This window comes from Dactylosporangium sp. CA-139066 (assembly GCF_050936175.1).
GTDB lineage: Bacteria > Actinomycetota > Actinomycetes > Mycobacteriales > Micromonosporaceae > Dactylosporangium.
Genome location: NZ_JBNJNH010000001.1, coordinates 1,469,891 through 1,486,352 on the forward strand (window position 1 = coordinate 1,469,891; position 16,462 = coordinate 1,486,352).

The following is a 16,462-nucleotide window of genomic DNA, read 5'->3' on the forward strand; positions in this document are numbered from 1 at the left end:
ATGTGGGTCTTTCAGTTACGCCGCTGCTGGTCGGCGCGATGCCGGACGAGCCGATCCCGGGCACCTGCACCGACCTGACGTTCCTCATGTACGTCATCACCGGCGGGCCGCACCCGATCGTCGTGGACACCGCGACCTACGACGCCGTCACGGTGGCCGGGCGCAAGCACGGCGTCCTGGTCCGCCCGCCGGCGCAGGAGCCGGCCGCGGCGCTGGCCGCGGCCGGTGTCGACCCCGCCGACGTGCGCCAGGTGGTGCTGACCCACCTGCACTGGGACCACTGCGGCAACAACGACCTGTTCCCCAACGCGGAGTTCGTCGTCCAGCGCGAGGAGCTGCGCTACGCGATCGCCCCCGGGGCCGGCGACGACCGCCTCTTCTACGACATGCTCGGCCTCGGCGCCCCGGTGTGGCTGGCCCAGATCGAGCGGATCGCCGCGGTCGACGGCGAGGCCCGGGTCGCCGAGGGCGTGCGGGTGGTGCCGCTGCCGGGCCACACCCCCGGCTCCCAGGGCATCGTCGTCGACACCGGCCGCGGCCGCGCCCTGATCGCCGGCGACACCGTCCCGACGTACCACCACTGGCGCGAGCGCATCCCGAACGCCGTCCACTACGACCTGGCGGTGTACGAGCAGACGTTGCGTCGCATGGAGGCGCTGGACTGCCACGTCATCCCCAGCCACGACCCCCGGGTCATCGCCGAGGGCCCCTTCGGTTAGGCGCCCGCGAAGGCGGCCGCGATCGCCTCCGGCCCGGCGCCGCCGGACAGCAGCGCGCACAGCAGCAGGCGGGCCTTCAGCGGGTCGAGGAAGCCGGCCGGGACCAGGCCCCGGGCGATCAGGTCGAGTTCCGAGCCCGGGTAGCCGTACGTCTGCGTCAGCACCGGGCCCGAACCCGCGCGGCTGGCCAGGACCACCGGGACCTCCTCGGCCAGCTTCTGGACCTTCTCGACGATCGTGCGCGGGACGTGGCCGCCGCCGAAGCCGGCGATGACGGCGCCGTCCACGCGGGCGCCCAGGTCGTCGAGGAGCACGCCGTCGTCGCCGAGGGCCATCGTCAGCACGGGGACCCGCGGCGGGCGGGGCGTCGCCGGCGGGGCGAGCGCGGGGCGGCGCGGGACTCGGTTGAGCAGCCGCGGGCGGTCCTCCACGACGTAGCCGAGCGGGCCGCCGTCGGGGGAGCGGAACGTCGAGCCGGCCGTCGTGTGGGTCTTGCGCACGCGGCGGGCGGCGTGGATCTCGTCGGCCAGGACCACCAGGCACCCCAGGTCGCGGGCGGCCTCGCTCGCCGCCGTCAGCACCGCGGCCAGCAGGTTCGCCGGGCCGTCGGCGCCGGCCTGCTCCGGGTGGCGCATGGCGCCGGTGACGACGACCGGCTGCGCTCCCGTGTGGTACAGGTCCAGCAGGTACGCCGTCTCCTCGATCGTGTCGGTGCCCTGCACCACCACGACCCCGGCGACGCCCTCCGCGCGGGCGCGGATCAGCTCGGCGACCGCGGTGATGTCCTCGATGCCGAGCGAGCCGCTGGCGACGCGGCGGAAGTCGACCGTCTCGATCGTCACCGGGAGGCCGGGCAGGCCGGGCACGGAGGACAGCAGCTGCTCGGCCGAGAGCGCGGGCGCCACGCCGCCGCCCGCGCCCGGCGTCATGGTGATCGTCCCGCCGAGGCCGATGACCAGGACCGTGGGGTTCATCTAGTGCACCCGGCGGCCGTCGGGCAGGGCCCGGTAGCGGATCGTCCACAGGCTGCGGCGCAGGTAGGTGCGCTGCAGCCAGCGGTCCCGGCCGTCGTGCTGCGCGGCGAACTGGGAGCGGGCGTGCAGGCCCTTGCGGTTGTTGATGAGCAGCGCGGTGCCGGGCTCCAGCAGCGCCTGGTGCGCGACCTCGCGGCAGACCCGCTGCAGCTCGGCCAGGGCGTGCCCGGCCTCGCCGGTGAGCGGGTGCACGCCGTTGGCCGACACCGCGATCTCCGGGCAGGCGTCCGGTCCGGAGATGATCGGGGCGGGCTCGGCGAGGGTCTCGGCGCCGCCGGCCACGTCGCGCACGTAGCTGCCGGGGGCGTTGAGGCGGAACAGCGGCGCGCGCAGGGTCGAAAGGACGGCCGGGTCGATCGCGCGGGCGACGTCGCGGGCGTCGGCGTAGTACGTGACCGCCTGCTTGCCGGCGTCCTGGCGCAGGCAGTGCAGCACCAGGAAGTCGGGGTTCGACACGTCGTAGCGGCCGATCTCGTCGTGGACGATGTCGTTGTGGAAGTTGAGGAAGACCGTTGAGCTCTGGTTGGTCTGGGTCATCGCGCCGGCGGAGACCGGCACGACGTCGTGGATCAGCCCGCCGCTCTTCTCGGTGGTGAAGCCGACCGGCTCGCCGAGCAGCTGGGACAGGCCCAGCAGCACGCCCTCGGCCACGAACGTCCGCTTGTCCGGGCTCGGGCGCCCGTCGACCGGCGTGGGCGGCAGGACCGGGTCGACCGGCAGGTTGCGCACCATGGCCACGCCCGGGGTGTCGACGTGCCGGCCGAAGTCGAGCACGGCCTGCAGCTGCCCGATCGGCAGGCCCGCGAAGACCACGCGCAGCCGCGCCAGGGACCGGTCGATGTCCTCGACCGGGTTCGGCAGGTCCAGCAGCGCGGCGCCGATCGCGTCGCGGGTCTCGTCGTCGAGCACGATCTCGGCGTAGGTGGGCGGCGCCACGCCATCCATGGCGGCCCGCTCATTGACGTCGACGCTCATGTTCCGTCCCATCCATCGAGGGGTCTCTTTCGTCGTTGGCCAGTAAACGAGCCGCCCGCCTTACGGGTCAACGAAACCAAAATCGGCCGTTGATTGTTCTGCGCTGACCAAAGGTTCCGGTCAACCCGGCGCCACGTTGTAGTTGCCACGTCGCTCCGGGAAGGGATGGGACATGAGATGACTGCAGCAGAGGGCGTTGTCCTCGTCATCGGGTGCGGGATGCAGCCGTACCGGGAGTATCTCCTTGCATCGGCGGCCGGGCGCCATCCACTGTGGATGTTCAACGCGGCCGAGCTGAGCTGGCAGCGCGGGTACGTCCGCGGCGGCACCGTCGTGGACGTGCTGGACCGCGACGCGGTGATCGCGGCGGCGCGGGAGCTGGCCGAACAGCGGCCGGTGCTCGGCGTGCTGACGTGGGACGAGGCGCTGATCACCGTCGCCGCGCACACGGCGCACGCGCTCGGCCTGCCGGGCCCGGGCATCGACGCGATCGAGGGCTGCCGCGACAAGTACCACAGCCGCGAGGTGCTCACCGCCGCCGGCGTGGCCCAGCCGAAGTTCGAGTTCGTCCGCGACGAGGCGCACGCCGTCGCCGCCGCGGAGCGCATCGGCTACCCGGTCGTGGTCAAGCCGCGCGGCCTGGGCGCCAGCATCGGCGTCGTGCGGGCGGCGGACGCCGCGGCCGTGCGCGACGCGTTCAATGCGGCCGAGGCCGTCAGCCTCATCGGCGCCGTGGCGTACCAGGGCGGCGCGCTCGTCGAGGAGTACCTCGACGGGCCCGAGATCAGCGTCGACGGCGCCGTCGTCGACGGGCGGTACCGGGCGCTGTTCGTGGCCCACAAGACCGTCGGCATGGACCCGTACTTCGAGGAGCTCGGCCACGCCGTCGACGGCGGCGACGACCTGCTCGGCGACCGGGAACTGCTCGACACCCTCGCCGCCGCCCACACCGCGATCGACTTCCGCTACGGCATGACCCATGCCGAGCTGAAGCTGACCGCCCGCGGCCCGGTCATCGTCGAGATCAACGGCCGGCTCGGCGGCGACCTCATCCCGCTGCTGGGCCGCTACGCCACCGGCATCGAGCCCGGGGCGGTCGCGGTCGACGTCGCGCTCGGCGTCGAGCCGTGGATCCGGCCCGCGGGCGCACGCCGCTGCGTCGGCGTGCGCTTCGCCTACCCGCCCGAGGACTGCGTCGTCGACTCGGTGACGCTGCCCGCGGTGGACCCGGCGCGCGGTGTGCTGGCCGCGGTGGCCCTCGTCAAGCCCGGCGACCGGATGCAGCTGCCGCCGGCCGAGTTCATCTCCCGCTACGCCTACGTCATCGGCGAAGGGAGCGACCCGCGGCAGTGCGCGGCCGCGCTCGACGCCGCGCAGGCGCAGATCCGGCTCACCGCCCGCGCCCTCACCCTGACGGCGGCGAGCGGTGGCTGACCCCGCAAAGGAGAACCCTATGTCAGACCACGACGTCGAGCTCCTGGCCATCGGCGCCGGGCCCTCGAACCTCGCGCTCGCCGTCGCCCTGGAGGAGATGGCTCCGGGCCTGGCGCGCGACTCGCTCGTCATCGAGCGCGACGAGGAGGTGTCCTGGCAGCGCGGCATGCTGCTGCCGGAGGCGCTGAGCCAGGTCTCGTTCCTCAAGGACCTGGTGACCCTGCGCAACCCGCGCAGCCGCTTCTCGTTCCTCAACTACCTGCACGCCACCGGCCGGCTCAACGACTTCGTCAACATGGGCAGCTTCGTGCCGTACCGCCTGGAGCTCGCCGCGTACCTCAAGTGGACGGCGGAGCAGCTGAAGCTCGTCGGCGTGCAGCGGGGCCGGGAGTGCGTGTCCGTCGATCCACTGTGGACCAACGGCGTGCTGACCGGCTGGGCGGCCCGCACGACGGACGGCGCCACGATCCGCAGCCGCTACCTCGTCGTCGGGGCCGGCCGCGACGCCCGCATCCCCGAGCCGCTGCGCGGCGTCGCGCAGGAGCGCGTCATCCACAGCACGCAGTACCTGCCGCGGGTCGCGAAGCTGCGCAAGGACCTGCCCTACCGGGTCACCGTCATCGGGGCCGGGCAGAGCGCCGCCGAGCTGTTCACGTCGGTGCAGGCCGAGCTGCCCGAGTGCCGGCCGACCCTGGTCATGCGCTCCATCGGGCTCAACACCTACGAGACGAGCAAGTTCACCAACGAGCTGTTCTTCCCCTCGTTCGTCGACGAGTTCCACGCCGCCGTGCCCGAGGCCCGCGCGCGGATTCTCGCCCAGATGCACCACACCAACTACGCCGGCCTCGCGCCCGGCACCATGGACTCGCTCTACCGGCAGGTCTACCTGGACCGGCTCTCGGGCCGCTCCCGGCTGCGCATGATCACCATGCACGACCTGACCGCGGCCCGCGACGAGGGCGACGAGCTCGTCCTGGAGCTCACCGACTGGCGCTCGGGCACGGTGCAGGAGCTGCGCACCGACCTGGTGCTGCTCGGCACCGGCTTCTCGCCGGAGATGCCGCGGATGGTGCGTCACATCGCCGACGCCGTCGGCGTCGACGACGTCGCCGTGACCCGCGACTACCGGCTGGTCATCGACCGGCCCGCCACCGCCGCGGTCTACCTGCAGGGCGTCAACGAGGCCACGCACGGCATCGCCGACTCGCTGCTGAGTGTCCTCGCCCCGCGGGCCAACGACATCCTGCAGGACATCCTCACCCACCGCGCCGCGCACCTGACCCAGGTGCAGGCGCCCCTGGCCGCCGCGTAACAACGAGAAGGGACCGTCCATCATGGAGATTCGGCAGCTGCAGCGCGACACGATGAAGCGCGAGAACGGCGCGGACGCCCAGCGGCTGGTGCCGTGGCCGGCGCTGAACGCCCCGTTCGAGGGGTCCTGGTGCGTGGTGGAGGCGGGCGGCGCCACCGGCATGCACGCCCACCACGAGTACGAGATCTTCATCGCCGTCACCGGCGAGGCCGTGCTCGACTCGCAGGGCGAGCGCCGCGAGTTCAAGGCCGGCGACATCGTGCACTTCCCGCCGCACACCCCGCACCGGGTGCTCAACGAGAGCTCGGCCGCCTTCGAGATGTACTGCGTGTGGTGGGACGCCGAGATGTCCGAGCGCTTCGTCGGCCGCCACGAGCAGCAGGCCTGAGCGCCATGCGCCGGGAGCTCATCATCGGCGGGCCGCCGACCACCAACGGCGACCTGCACGTCGGCCACGTCGCCGGCCCCTACGTCGCCGCGGACGTGCACGCCCGCTACCGCCGGGCCATCGGCGGCGAGGTCGTCTACGCCTCGGGCGGCGACGACAGCCAGACGTACTGCGTCACCACCGCCAAGCGCCTCGGCACCACGCCCGAGGAGCTCACCACCCGCTGCTGGGGCCTCATCAAGGGCACGTTCGAGGCGATGGGCATCGCGGTCGACGGCTTCGCGCCGACCGACGACGGCTACCGCGAGAACGTCTACAACTACGTCGGCCGCCTGCACGAGAACGGCAAGCTGCGGCTGCGCACCGTCCGGCTGCCCTACAGCGAGGCCACCGGCAAGTACCTCGTCGAGGGGCTCGTCGGCGGCGACTGCCCGACCTGCCTGGCCGACAGCCGCGGCGGGATCTGCGAGACCTGCGGGCACTGGATCGACTTCGACGGCCTCATCAACCCCTGGTCGATCCTCGACCCGGCCGACCCGGTCACCTACCGCGAGGCCGAGATCCTGGTGTTCCCGCTGGAGGAGTACCGCGAGCGGCTCATCGCCTTCCACGCCGAGAAGGCCTCGACGTGGCGGCCGCACCTGGTCACCCTGATGCGCGAGCTGCTGTCCAAGCCGCTGCCCGACTACCCGATCACCTACCCGGTCGACTGGGGCATGCCGGCGAAGTTCCCGGAGACGCCGGGCCAGACCATCAACGCCTGGACCGAGGGCATGCCGGCCTCGATGTACTGCAGCGCCTTCGCCCAGCGTCAGATGGGCATCGAGACGCCCACCGGCGACGACGCGTGGCGGGCCGAGCACGACGCCGAGCTGGTCTTCTTCGTCGGCTTCGACAACCTGTTCATCTGGGCCCTGGTGCACGTCGCCGAGCTGATGGCCCACGACGGGCGCTACGTGCTGCCCAGCCAGATCCTCACCAACGAGTTCTACGAGCTGGACAACGAGAAGTTCTCCACCAGCAAGGGCCACGTGGTGTGGGCGCGGGACCTCGTCGCCGAGGTGCCCCGCGACATCGCCCGCTTCTACCTCAACCTCTCCGCGCCCGAGCACGCCCGCACCAACTTCAGCCGCGCGGTGCTGGACAAGATCGCCATGGAGCGGCTGGTCAACCCGTGGAACGAGCTGGCCGGCTCGCTGGGCAAGCTCACCGCCGAGATCGGCGGCGAGACCGAGGCGCTGCCCGTCTCCGACGGCGCCCGCGCCCGGGCGGCGATCATGTGCGAGCGCTTCGGCCAGTGCTTCGAGCTCGACAGCTTCAGCCTGACCCGCGCGGCCGACCTCATCGTGCAGCACGTCGAGCGCCTGCGGGTGGCGGCGGCCGCCGACACCGCCAAGGAGCGCGTCGGCGACCTGTTCCTGGAGCTGCGCGCGCTGGTCGGGTGCTTCTCGCCGATCCTCGTCGACCTCGCCGAGCGCGCGGCGCGGGCCGGCGGCTTCGAGCCGCGGATGACGCCGGACGCGTTCGCGCTGCACCACACCACGGCCTTCGCCGTGCCGACCCTCGACACCTGGAGCACCACGTGACGACCACCCTCGACCCCGCCAAGGCGCCGGATGCGAGCGCCGAGCGGAAATCCCGGCGGGCCGAGCGGCTGCTGATCCCCGCCGGCTTCCTCACCACCGCCGGCAACGCCTTCCAGATCACCGCCGCCGCGATCCTCGTGTTCCGGGCGGAGAACACCACGCTGTCCGTCGGCTGGCTGTTCATCGCCGTCTCCATCCCGCAGGTGGCCCTGGCCTTCCTGTTCGGCAAGCTCGTCGACCGGGTCGACCGTCGGCGGCTCTCCGTCGTCGCGGACCTCGTCAGCGCCGTCACCGCGTTCGCGCTGCCGGTCTGGCTGTGGATCGGCGGCCCGACGAGCCTCGGCTCGTACCTGGCCAACCTGCTGCTGGCCGTCTCGGCCGCCCTGTTCATGCCGGCCAGCAACGCCTTCGTGAAGGAGCGCGTCCTCGACGCCCGGCTGGGCAAATTCAACAGCCACTTCGAGGTCGCGACCAACACCGGCATGCTGATGGCCTCCTCGACGGCCGGGTTCCTGGTCGTGTGGTTCGGGCCGACGCCGCTGTTCGTGTTCAACTCGCTCACCTTCGTCGCCTCGGGGCTGCTCACGTGGCTGTGCGGGCCGAAGCCGCCCGCCGTACCGAACCCGGCGGTTGAGCAGGAGGCCGGGGACGGCGCGCCGGCGCGGCCCGTCGTCAACGGGCGGCCGCCGATCAAGCGGCTGGCGCTGCTGTTCACCAGCGGCAACGCCAACCTCATGGTGAGCAACACGATCCTGACCGCGCTGATCCTGGACACGTTCCACCAGGGCGCCTGGATGATCGGCGTCGTCGACGCGCTGGCCGGCGCCGGGTTCATCGCCGGGGCGGCCTGCTACGGCTGGGTCTCCGAGCGGATCAGCGGCCTGCGCCTGGCCGTGCTGGGCACGCTCGGCTGCATGACGATGGTGGCCCTTGAGCCGACGCACTACGGGGTGCTCATGGCCGTCATTCCGGTCGCCGCGTTCTGCTTCGCCAACGGCCGCATCGCCGCCCGCACGCTGCTGATGCGGGCCAGCCCCGAGGACCGCGTCGGGCGCATCTTCGGCGGCGCGCAGGCGTTCGGGCTGGCGCTGGGCATCGCGGCCACCGTCGCGCTGTCGTCGGTCGCCGACCGCTACGGGGTGCCGTGGGCGTTCTGGGGGCTCGTCGCGCTCGTCGTCGCCATCGTGCTCGGCACGTACGTGAGCCTCGCCCGGCCGCTGGCGCGCCTGCAGCGCGCGCCCGAGGTCCTCGAAGCCACCGCCGCATAAGGGAGCAACGCCATGCAGAAACTCGTGAAGAAGACCGGCGGGGTGGCCACCTGGGCCTGCCTGCCGGGCTTCCCGCCGGCCGTCATCTTCCCGTTCACCCCGCCCGAGCGCTACGGCATGCGCAGCCTGTACGAGTTCCAGATGCTCATGTACCGGCCGCTGTACTGGCTGGGCCGCGACGGCGGGACGGGCATCGACTGGGACCTCAGCCTCGGCGAGGAGCCGGTGTGGGACGCCGACGGGCGCACCTGCACCGTGCGCATCAAGCCGTGGAAGTGGTCCAACGGCGAGACGGTGTGCGCCGACAACGTGATGTTCTGGATGCACATGCTGCAGCGCAAGGGCCCGCGCTTCGGCGCCTACGTCAAGGGGTTCTTCCCCGACAACCTGGTGTCCTTCGCCAAGGTCGCCGAGGACACCGTGAGCTTCACGTTCGACCGGGCGTACTCGCGCAACTGGGTGCTGCTCAACCAGCTCACGATGATCAACCCGATGCCGAAGGCGTGGGACCGCACCGCCGACGGGCCGGCCGACGCCACGCACGACCCGGAGCAGGCGGAGGCCGTCTTCGAGTACCTCATGGCGCAGAACGGCGACCCGACCGCGGAGGACAACTCCCACCGCATGCGGTGGCCCGACAGCCCGATCTGGAGCGTCGTGAACGGGCCCTGGCGGCTGCGCGAGTTCGCCGCCGACGGCTCGGTCACGTTCGTGCCGAACGAGCACTACAGCGGCCCCAACCCGGCGCAGCTCGACGAGTTCCGGCAGGTGCCGATCACCACCGACGAGCAGGAGTACGAGCTGCTGCGCCAGGGCCCGCACGGGCCGGGCGCGATCCAGGTGGGCTTCCTGCCGATGGGCCTCGGGGCGGCCGGCGGGCCCAACCCGCTCGCGCCGCACTACGAGCTGCATCCGCAGCGGCTGTACACCATCCACTTCATGGCCCTGAACTTCCTCAACCGGGGCATCGGCGGGCACCTGATCCGCCAGCCGTACATCCGGCAGGCCCTGCAGAGCTGCATGGACCAGGAGTACGGCGCCCGGGAGATCTACCAGGGCTACGGCTGGGTGCAGACCGGCCCGGTGCCGGTGCTGCCGCACAGCGACCTGCTCTCGCCGGAACTCGGCCCCGAGGGCCGGTGGCCGTTCGACCCCGAACGGGCGCGGCAGCTGCTGTCCGACAACGGCTGGGACGTCAGCGTCTCGCCCGCGGTGTGCGTGCGGCCCGGCACCGGGCCCGGCGAGGCGGGCGAGGGCATCCCGGCCGGGACGCAGCTGAGCCTTTCGCTGCGGTACATCGAGGGCCGCCCCGCGCTGACCAGGCTCATGACGCAGTTCGTCGCCGACGCCGCGAAGGCCGGCATCGAGCTGCGCCCGCAGGAGGTCTTCGCCTCCGTCCTCGTCGCCGAGGACGGGCCCGGCGGGCCGACCGAGCAGTACCCGCGCACGTGGGAGCTGTCCTGCTGGAACGGCGGCTGGGTCTACAACTACCCGACCGGCGAGAACCTGTTCCAGAGCGAGGCCAGCTGCAACTTCAGCAACTACCAGGACGCGCGGGCCGACGAGCTCATCGCGCGCACGGTGCTCACCGACGACCTCTCGGCGCTGTACGAGTACCAGGAGTACATCGCCGAGCAGGCCCCGGTGCTGCTCACGCCGAACTTCCCCCGGCGGCTGTTCGAGGTCGCGGCCAACCTGCGCGGCTTCACGCCGGTCAACCCGTACGGGCTGATCAACCCGGAGAACTGGTACTACGTGGAGGAGGAGGCGTCGTGAAACCGCTGGTCCTCGTCGGGTTCGTGGGCGCGGCCCTGCCGTCGCTGGCGCAGCTGCAGCCGCCCGGCTCGGTGATCTTCATCGAGGAGCCCGACGTCGTGCGCAAGCGGCAGGTGCGCGACAAGATCGCCGGCTCGGAGCTGGTGCGCGAGCTCATCGAGTGGGAGTTCCACCTCGCCGGCAAGGCCGACGAGTTCTACAACGCCCACCGCGACCTCGACCCGGCGGCGATCGTGCCGCTGGTCGAGTACGCGACGCCGTTCGCCGCCCGGCTCGCCGAACGCTACGGCCGGCCCGGCTCCAGCCTCGGCGCGGCGCAGATCCTGCGGGACAAGGCGCTGCTGCGCCAGGTCGCGCGGGGCGCCGGGATCGCCAACCCGGAGTCGGAGACGGTGCACGGCCCGGCCGACGTGCGGGCGTTCATGGCTCGGCTGGCCGAATCTCGCGGGCGGAGCCCGGTCGTGCTGAAGCCCGCCAACCGGCAGGCCGCGGTCGGCACGCAGGTGCTGCACCACCCGGACGAGGTGGAGCGGGCCTGGGCCGAGTGCGTGGTCCAGGACGAGGGCATCTTCGTCCCGGACCGGCCGATGGAGCTGCGGATGCTCGTCGAGCGGTGCGTCGAGGGGCCGGAGTTCAGCGTCGAGATGCTGGTGCAGGACGGCGGCGCGCTGTTCGTCAACGTCACCGGCAAGCAGCTGTACCCCGGGCCCCGGCCGGTCGAGCTGGCCCACATCGTGCCGGCCGACATCCCCTCCGCCCTGGCCGCCCGGCTGGTCTCCGAGACCGGCCGGGTGGTGCGGGCGGCCGGGTTCCGCGACGGCATCGTGCACTGCGAGTGGATCGTCGAGGACGGCGTGCCGTACCTCGTCGAGTGCGCGGGCCGCTTCGCCGGCGACGGCATCATCGAGCTGATCCAGCGGGCCTACCCGGTGGAGCTCAACCGCGCGTACTTCGCGGTGATGCGGGGCGAGAACCCGCGGCCGATGCCGTCGAAGGCCGCCGGCGGCGCCGCCGTGCGCTTCCTGACGGTCGAGCCGGGCGTCGTGCTCAGCGTCGAGGGCGCCGAGGCGGCGGCCGCGGCGCCGGGCGTCTTCGCCTGCGACGTGTCGGTGTCGGCCGGGGACACGTTCGCGGGGCTGCGCAGCTCGTGGGACCGCGCCGGCGACGTCATGGTGACCGCGGACTCCCCGGCCGAGGCGCTGCGCCGGGCCGAGGCGGCCGCGGCCCTGATCCGCATCGAGACGGTCGCCTCCGACCGGATGGCGGTCGCGGCGAAGTGAACGAGTCTGCCGTCGAGCCCCGCCGTCGCCTCGAGGTGGTCGTGACGACCGTGTCGTCGGACGCGCACACCTGGAACCTGGTGTACCTGCAGCTGCTGCTCGAGGAGCTCGGGTGCCGGGTGACGAACCTGGGCGCGTGCACGCCGGACGAGACGATCCTGCGCGAGTGCCGGCTGCGCCGCCCCGACCTGCTCGTCGTGAGCAGCGTCAACGGGCACGGCGGGCAGGAGGGCCTGCGGCTCATCGAGGCGCTGCGCGGCCGGCCCGAGCTGGTCGCCACGCCGGTGGTAATCGGCGGCAAGCTCGACGTGGCGGGCGGCGGCGCCGGCAGTACCGCCGCCGCCCTGCTGGCCGCGGGCTTCGACGCGGTCTTCGACGACGCGGCGGGGCTGACGTCGTTCCGTTCGTTCGTGCGGGCCCTCCCGGCCCGCGCGGACGCGGCGATCGGGGCGCCGTGACGGCCGTGGTGGCGCGGCCGGCCTCCTTCGGGGAGGTCGTCGCCGCCCACCGCGCCGCCGGGGAGCTCGTCGTGCAGCCGCGGATGGGCTTCGCCGACCCGGTCCTCATGCGCCAGGGGCTGCTCGCCACCCGGGACGCGGCGGCCACCACCGTCGGCACCATCACCCTGGACAGCTACACCCGCCTCGGCGACCACGAGGCGGTCCGGCGGGCCCTGGCCGCCGGGGACGAGCTCAACGGCTACCCGCTCGTGGACCGGGGCGCGGCGGTGACCGCGGCGATGCTCGACGGCGTCGCGTCGGCCCGCTTCCCGGTCCAGGTCCGGCACGGCTCGGCCGACCCGCGCCGGATCGTGCGGACCCTGCTGGAGTGTGGGCTGCACGCCACCGAGGGCGGTCCGGTGTCGTACTGCCTGCCGTACAGCCGGATGCCGCTGGCCGTCGCCGTCGACCACTGGCGGCACTGCTGCGAGCTGCTCGCCGCGGCCCGCACCGGCGCCGTCGAGCCGCACCTGGAGACCTTCGGCGGCTGCATGATGGGCCAGCTGTGCCCGCCGGCGATGCTGGTCGCGCTGAGCGTGCTCGAAGGCGTGTTCTTCTGGCAGCACGGCATCAGGTGCATATCGCTCAGCTACGCCCAGCAGACCCACGCCGGGCAGGACGAGGAGGCGATCAACGCCCTGGGCGAGCTCGCCCGCCGCCATCTGCCCGCCGCGCGGACGCACATCGTGGTGTACACCTACATGGGCGTCTATCCCCGCACCCCCGCCGGTGCGCGGCGGCTGCTGGCCGAGTCGGCCCGGATCGCGGCCCGCAGCGGCGCGGCCCGGCTCATCGTGAAGACGACGGCGGAGGCCCACCGCATCCCGACCGTCGGCGAGAACGTCGCCGCCCTGGAGCACGCGGCCGCGGCCGCCCGCGGGGTCGCCCGGCGCGCGCCGGTCGCCGACACCGGCATCTACCGGCAGGCGAAGGCGCTCGTCGACAACGTGCTCACGCTGGACGCCGACGTCGGCCGGGCGCTGGTGGCCGCGTTCGCCCGCGGCTACCTCGACGTGCCCTTCTGCCTGCACCCGGACAACGCCGGCCGCGCCCGCGGCTGCCTGGACCCGGCCGGGCGGCTGGAGTGGGAGCGCATCGGCGCGCTGCCGCTCGGCGGTCTGGTCGACCCGCCGCCCGCGGTCCGCATGACCGCGGCCGGCCTGCTCGATGCTCTGCGCTTCGTCGAACGGACCTTTGACAACGAACCGAGGAGTCTGACATGACCGTCGCCCCCGTGCTGAAGGCGCCGCTGCCGCCGGCCACCCGCGAGCATCTGCTGTCGCCGGTGACCCACGCGGCGCTGCGGCTGCAGAACGCGATCTCCATCGCCAGCCGCGAGTTCCTGGCCGCCAACGGCTTCGTCGAGCTGCTGCCGCCGATGCTCGGCCCGGTGACCGACCCCGGCGTGCGCGGCGCCAAGCAGCTCGACGTCGACTTCTACGGCCACCGCTACAAGCTCATGACGAGCGTGATCCTGTACAAGCAGGCGTCGCTGCTCGCCTTCGACCGCATCTTCTACCTGGCCCCGAACGTGCGGCTGGAGCCGCTGGAGACCGCGACGACGGGCCGGCACCTGGTCGAGTTCCACCAGCTCGACGTCGAGATGCGCGACGCCACCCGCGACGACGTGCTGGCCCTGCTGCAGGGCCTGATGCGGCACATCGTCGCCCACGTCCTGCGCGAGTGCACCGCGGAGCTGGCCTTCCTCGGCCGCGACCCGGCCGCCTTCGCGGCGCTGCTGCGCGACGACTTCGAGCGGATGACCCACGCCGAGGCGGTCCGGCGGCTGCAGGGGCTGCTGCACGGCCAGAGCCCGGACGCCGAGATCGACTGGTACGGCGAGAAGCTCATCTCCGAGCAGACCGACCGCCCCTTCTTCATCACCGACTACCCCAAGGGCTCGCGCGGCTTCACCGACGGCGAGTCGCGCACCGAGCCGGGCACGCTGCGCAACTTCGACCTCATCGCGGCCGACGGCTACGGCGAGCTGGCCAGCGGGGGCGAGCGCACGCACGAGTACCGGCGGCTCATCGAGCGGATGCGCGAGTCCGGCGAGAACCCGTCGAAGTACGCCTGGTACCTCGAACTGGCCCGCGACGGCGGCCTGCCGGCCAGCGCCGGCTTCGGGCTGGGCATCGAGCGCGTGACCCGCTACCTGGGCGGTCTGGAGACGGTGTGGCAGGCGACGGCGTACCCGAAGCTGCCCGGGGTCCTCGCGCCATGAGCGGACTGTCGGCTGACGGCCTGCCGGAGGACCTGATCCGCCGGCGGGCCCTCGACGGTACCGCCGCGGTGTTTCCGGCCCTTGACGGCTACGGCAGGCGCCTCTACGGGGCATCCCCCGCGGCGGGGGGCGGCGACGAGCTGGACCGGGCGCGGGTCGTCCCGCCCGTGTTCGTGCCGCTGCGCCTCGAGAAGCTCTACGAGCTCGGCCGCGAGCCCCTGTACGGCGACGTCGACCTGACCACGGCCATCGGCGGATTCGCCTCGCCGCTGCCGTTGTTCGTCTGCGCGTTCGGCTCGACCCAGGTGGCCGGGGCCGGCGACCTCGGGCGGGCGGTCAGCGAACAGGCCGGCCGGCTGGGCATTCCGATGGTGATCGGCGAGAACGTCGTGCCCATGCACGGCTACGGCCGGAGGGTTGACGACGGCCCGGTGGTGCTGGGGAAAAGCACTGTGCCCATGCACGGGTACCGCGAAACCGGCCTCCTCAGCCGGATCCGCGCCTACGCCGCCGCCGTGCCCGACGGCCTCGGCGGCGTGGTGGTGCAGCAGAGCACCGAGGACGCCGACGCCGAGGTGTGGAACCTCGTCTACAGCGACCCGGTGGCGACCGAGCTGCTCAACACCGGCCGGCTCGCGTTCGAGCTGAAGATCGGCCAGGGCGCCAAGCCGGGGCTGGGCGGCATGACGGTGATGCCGCGCGCGGCCGGCGCCTCGGTCGCCGGGCAGTTCCTCGTCGACGACGCGTTCGGCGCGGACGCCCCGACGGTGCTGCGCAGCAGCAGCCCGGGCACGTTCACCGAGGAGATCCTGCGCCAGCAGGTCCACCTCATGCGCAACAACTACCCGCGCGCCCGCACCTGGGTGAAGCTGCACCCGGGCCGGGACGTGGGCCAGGCCGCCGAGGTCGCCTGGGCGGCCGGCGCCGACGCCGTGACGGTCGACGGCGCCGAGGGCGGCACCGGATGGGCGCCGCCGGTGTTCCTCGGCCAGGTCGGGCTGCCGCTGGCCGAGTGCCTGCGCCGCATCGACAAGCACGAGGCTTCGCTGCTGGCCTCCGGGCGGGTCTGGGAAGGGGGCCGGGCGCTGAAGTGCCTGGCGATGGGCGCGACGGCGGTCGGGCTCGGCCGGGCGGCGCTGCTCGCCGCGGACGAGGACGCCGCCGGCGGCCTGGTGCGGCTGGTGCGCTGCCTCGAGCTGGAGCTGCGGCTGCTCATGAGCGCGCTGGGCAAGTACGCGGTGCCCGACCTGGGCGCCGAGGACCTGTGGTTCCCGAGCGAGGGGAGTGACCGTGATCGACTATGACGGCCGGCGGTTCCGGGGGCACGCCCCGGACGCGCCCGTGGCCACGTACCGGCAGGACGGCGAGGTGGTGTGGTCGGAGTGGAGCGGCGGCGACGTGCGGCGCGGCTCCCTCGCCGGGCTGTGCGCCCCCGACGGCACCATTTCCTTCGCGTACTGCATGGTGCTCGCCGACGGCCGCGTGGTCTCGGGCCACAGCGTGAACACCCCCGAGTTCCTGCCCGACGGCCGGATCCGGCTCAACGAGCGGTGGGAGCGCTTCGGGGCCAACGCCGACAGCGGCACCTCGACGATCGAGGAGGTGGCGGCCTAGGGGACGCGCTCGCCCACGTACTCGGCGTAGACCCGCTTCGGCACCGACATCCGCCACGACTCCACGATGAGCTCCTCGAGCTCATCGTGGTCGAGGGCGTGCAGCCAGACGCGGACCCAGTTGTAGCGCATGTCGGACGGGATCGGCAGGTGGAACTTGTCCGGCTCGCTCGCGATGAGCGCCTCGCGGCCCTCCTTGGGATATCCGAATCCCATCTCGGTCTCATCCGGCGACAATGACAGGAACACCAGCCGCCCGACCCGGAATTTGACGCGGTCGCGGACCAGCGCCTCGTATGCGCGGGGGAGCGACAATGCGATTCGGCGGACATCGTGGACGGTGACGGCCATGA

16 protein-coding genes are annotated in these 16,462 nt (G+C 72.8%); 13 read left to right on the top strand and 3 right to left on the bottom strand.

Annotation, left to right across the window (positions count from 1 at the left end):
• The first annotated feature begins 2 nt into the window (after positions 1 to 2).
• Positions 3 to 719 (top strand): N-acyl homoserine lactonase family protein, encoded by a 717-nt coding sequence (locus ACQEVU_RS06895; protein ID WP_433321692.1) that lies wholly within the window; start codon positions 3 to 5, stop codon positions 717 to 719.
• Here the strand turns inward: ACQEVU_RS06895 and ACQEVU_RS06900 are convergent.
• On the bottom strand, positions 716 to 1,693 hold the full coding sequence (locus ACQEVU_RS06900) for an asparaginase (RefSeq protein ID WP_433321693.1): 978 nt from the start codon (positions 1,691 to 1,693) through the stop codon (positions 716 to 718). The genes ACQEVU_RS06895 and ACQEVU_RS06900 overlap by 4 nt on opposite strands.
• The gene (locus ACQEVU_RS06905; RefSeq protein WP_433321694.1) at positions 1,694 to 2,728 is read right to left on the bottom strand and encodes a TauD/TfdA family dioxygenase; all 1,035 of its coding nucleotides are present in this window, start codon (positions 2,726 to 2,728) and stop codon (positions 1,694 to 1,696) included.
• A 177-nt stretch (positions 2,729 to 2,905) separates the two neighbouring features.
• On the opposite strand from ACQEVU_RS06905, the gene ACQEVU_RS06910 reads away from it, so the two are divergent.
• Genes ACQEVU_RS06910 through ACQEVU_RS06965 form a run of 12 tightly spaced genes read left to right on the top strand, consistent with a single transcriptional unit; the run spans position 2,906 to position 16,110 of the window.
• On the top strand, positions 2,906 to 4,162 hold the full coding sequence (locus ACQEVU_RS06910; protein WP_433321695.1) for an ATP-grasp domain-containing protein: 1,257 nt from the start codon (positions 2,906 to 2,908) through the stop codon (positions 4,160 to 4,162).
• Between the two features lie 19 nt (positions 4,163 to 4,181).
• Positions 4,182 to 5,474 carry a lysine N(6)-hydroxylase/L-ornithine N(5)-oxygenase family protein gene (locus ACQEVU_RS06915; RefSeq protein WP_433321696.1) on the top strand — a complete coding sequence of 431 codons (1,293 nt, stop codon included), beginning with the start codon at positions 4,182 to 4,184 and terminating at the stop codon, positions 5,472 to 5,474.
• A gap of 22 nt (positions 5,475 to 5,496) precedes the next feature.
• The gene (locus tag ACQEVU_RS06920) at positions 5,497 to 5,862 is read left to right on the top strand and encodes a cupin domain-containing protein (protein WP_433321697.1); all 366 of its coding nucleotides are present in this window, start codon (positions 5,497 to 5,499) and stop codon (positions 5,860 to 5,862) included.
• 5 nt (positions 5,863 to 5,867) lie between these two features.
• Complete coding sequence (locus ACQEVU_RS06925; protein WP_433321698.1) at positions 5,868 to 7,448, top strand: class I tRNA ligase family protein; 1,581 nt, start codon at positions 5,868 to 5,870, stop codon at positions 7,446 to 7,448.
• A complete protein-coding gene (locus ACQEVU_RS06930) occupies positions 7,445 to 8,716 on the top strand; it encodes an MFS transporter (protein WP_433321699.1) in 1,272 nt (423 codons plus the stop codon). The genes ACQEVU_RS06925 and ACQEVU_RS06930 overlap by 4 nt, the downstream gene beginning before the upstream one ends.
• A gap of 12 nt (positions 8,717 to 8,728) precedes the next feature.
• Entirely contained in the window at positions 8,729 to 10,492 is a 1,764-nt protein-coding gene (locus ACQEVU_RS06935; RefSeq protein ID WP_433321700.1) for an ABC transporter substrate-binding protein, read from the top strand.
• A complete protein-coding gene (locus ACQEVU_RS06940; protein ID WP_433321701.1) occupies positions 10,489 to 11,772 on the top strand; it encodes an ATP-grasp domain-containing protein in 1,284 nt (427 codons plus the stop codon). The genes ACQEVU_RS06935 and ACQEVU_RS06940 overlap by 4 nt, the downstream gene beginning before the upstream one ends.
• Positions 11,769 to 12,230 carry a cobalamin B12-binding domain-containing protein gene (locus ACQEVU_RS06945; protein WP_433321702.1) on the top strand — a complete coding sequence of 154 codons (462 nt, stop codon included), beginning with the start codon at positions 11,769 to 11,771 and terminating at the stop codon, positions 12,228 to 12,230. Before ACQEVU_RS06940 ends, ACQEVU_RS06945 begins: the two co-directional genes overlap by 4 nt.
• A gap of 8 nt (positions 12,231 to 12,238) precedes the next feature.
• Complete coding sequence (locus ACQEVU_RS06950; protein ID WP_433334832.1) at positions 12,239 to 13,495, top strand: methylaspartate mutase; 1,257 nt, start codon at positions 12,239 to 12,241, stop codon at positions 13,493 to 13,495.
• Complete coding sequence (locus tag ACQEVU_RS06955) at positions 13,492 to 14,496, top strand: asparagine synthetase A (protein WP_433321703.1); 1,005 nt, start codon at positions 13,492 to 13,494, stop codon at positions 14,494 to 14,496. Before ACQEVU_RS06950 ends, ACQEVU_RS06955 begins: the two co-directional genes overlap by 4 nt.
• A complete protein-coding gene (locus ACQEVU_RS06960; protein WP_433321704.1) occupies positions 14,493 to 15,800 on the top strand; it encodes a glutamate synthase-related protein in 1,308 nt (435 codons plus the stop codon). Before ACQEVU_RS06955 ends, ACQEVU_RS06960 begins: the two co-directional genes overlap by 4 nt.
• Positions 15,787 to 16,110 (top strand): hypothetical protein, encoded by a 324-nt coding sequence (locus tag ACQEVU_RS06965; RefSeq protein ID WP_433321705.1) that lies wholly within the window; start codon positions 15,787 to 15,789, stop codon positions 16,108 to 16,110. The genes ACQEVU_RS06960 and ACQEVU_RS06965 overlap by 14 nt, the downstream gene beginning before the upstream one ends.
• Here the strand turns inward: ACQEVU_RS06965 and ACQEVU_RS06970 are convergent.
• Positions 16,107 to 16,460: an MmcQ/YjbR family DNA-binding protein gene (locus tag ACQEVU_RS06970; RefSeq protein WP_433321706.1), complete on the bottom strand. Its 354-nt coding sequence runs from the start codon at positions 16,458 to 16,460 to the stop codon at positions 16,107 to 16,109. The genes ACQEVU_RS06965 and ACQEVU_RS06970 overlap by 4 nt on opposite strands.
• Positions 16,461 to 16,462: the final 2 nt, after the last annotated feature.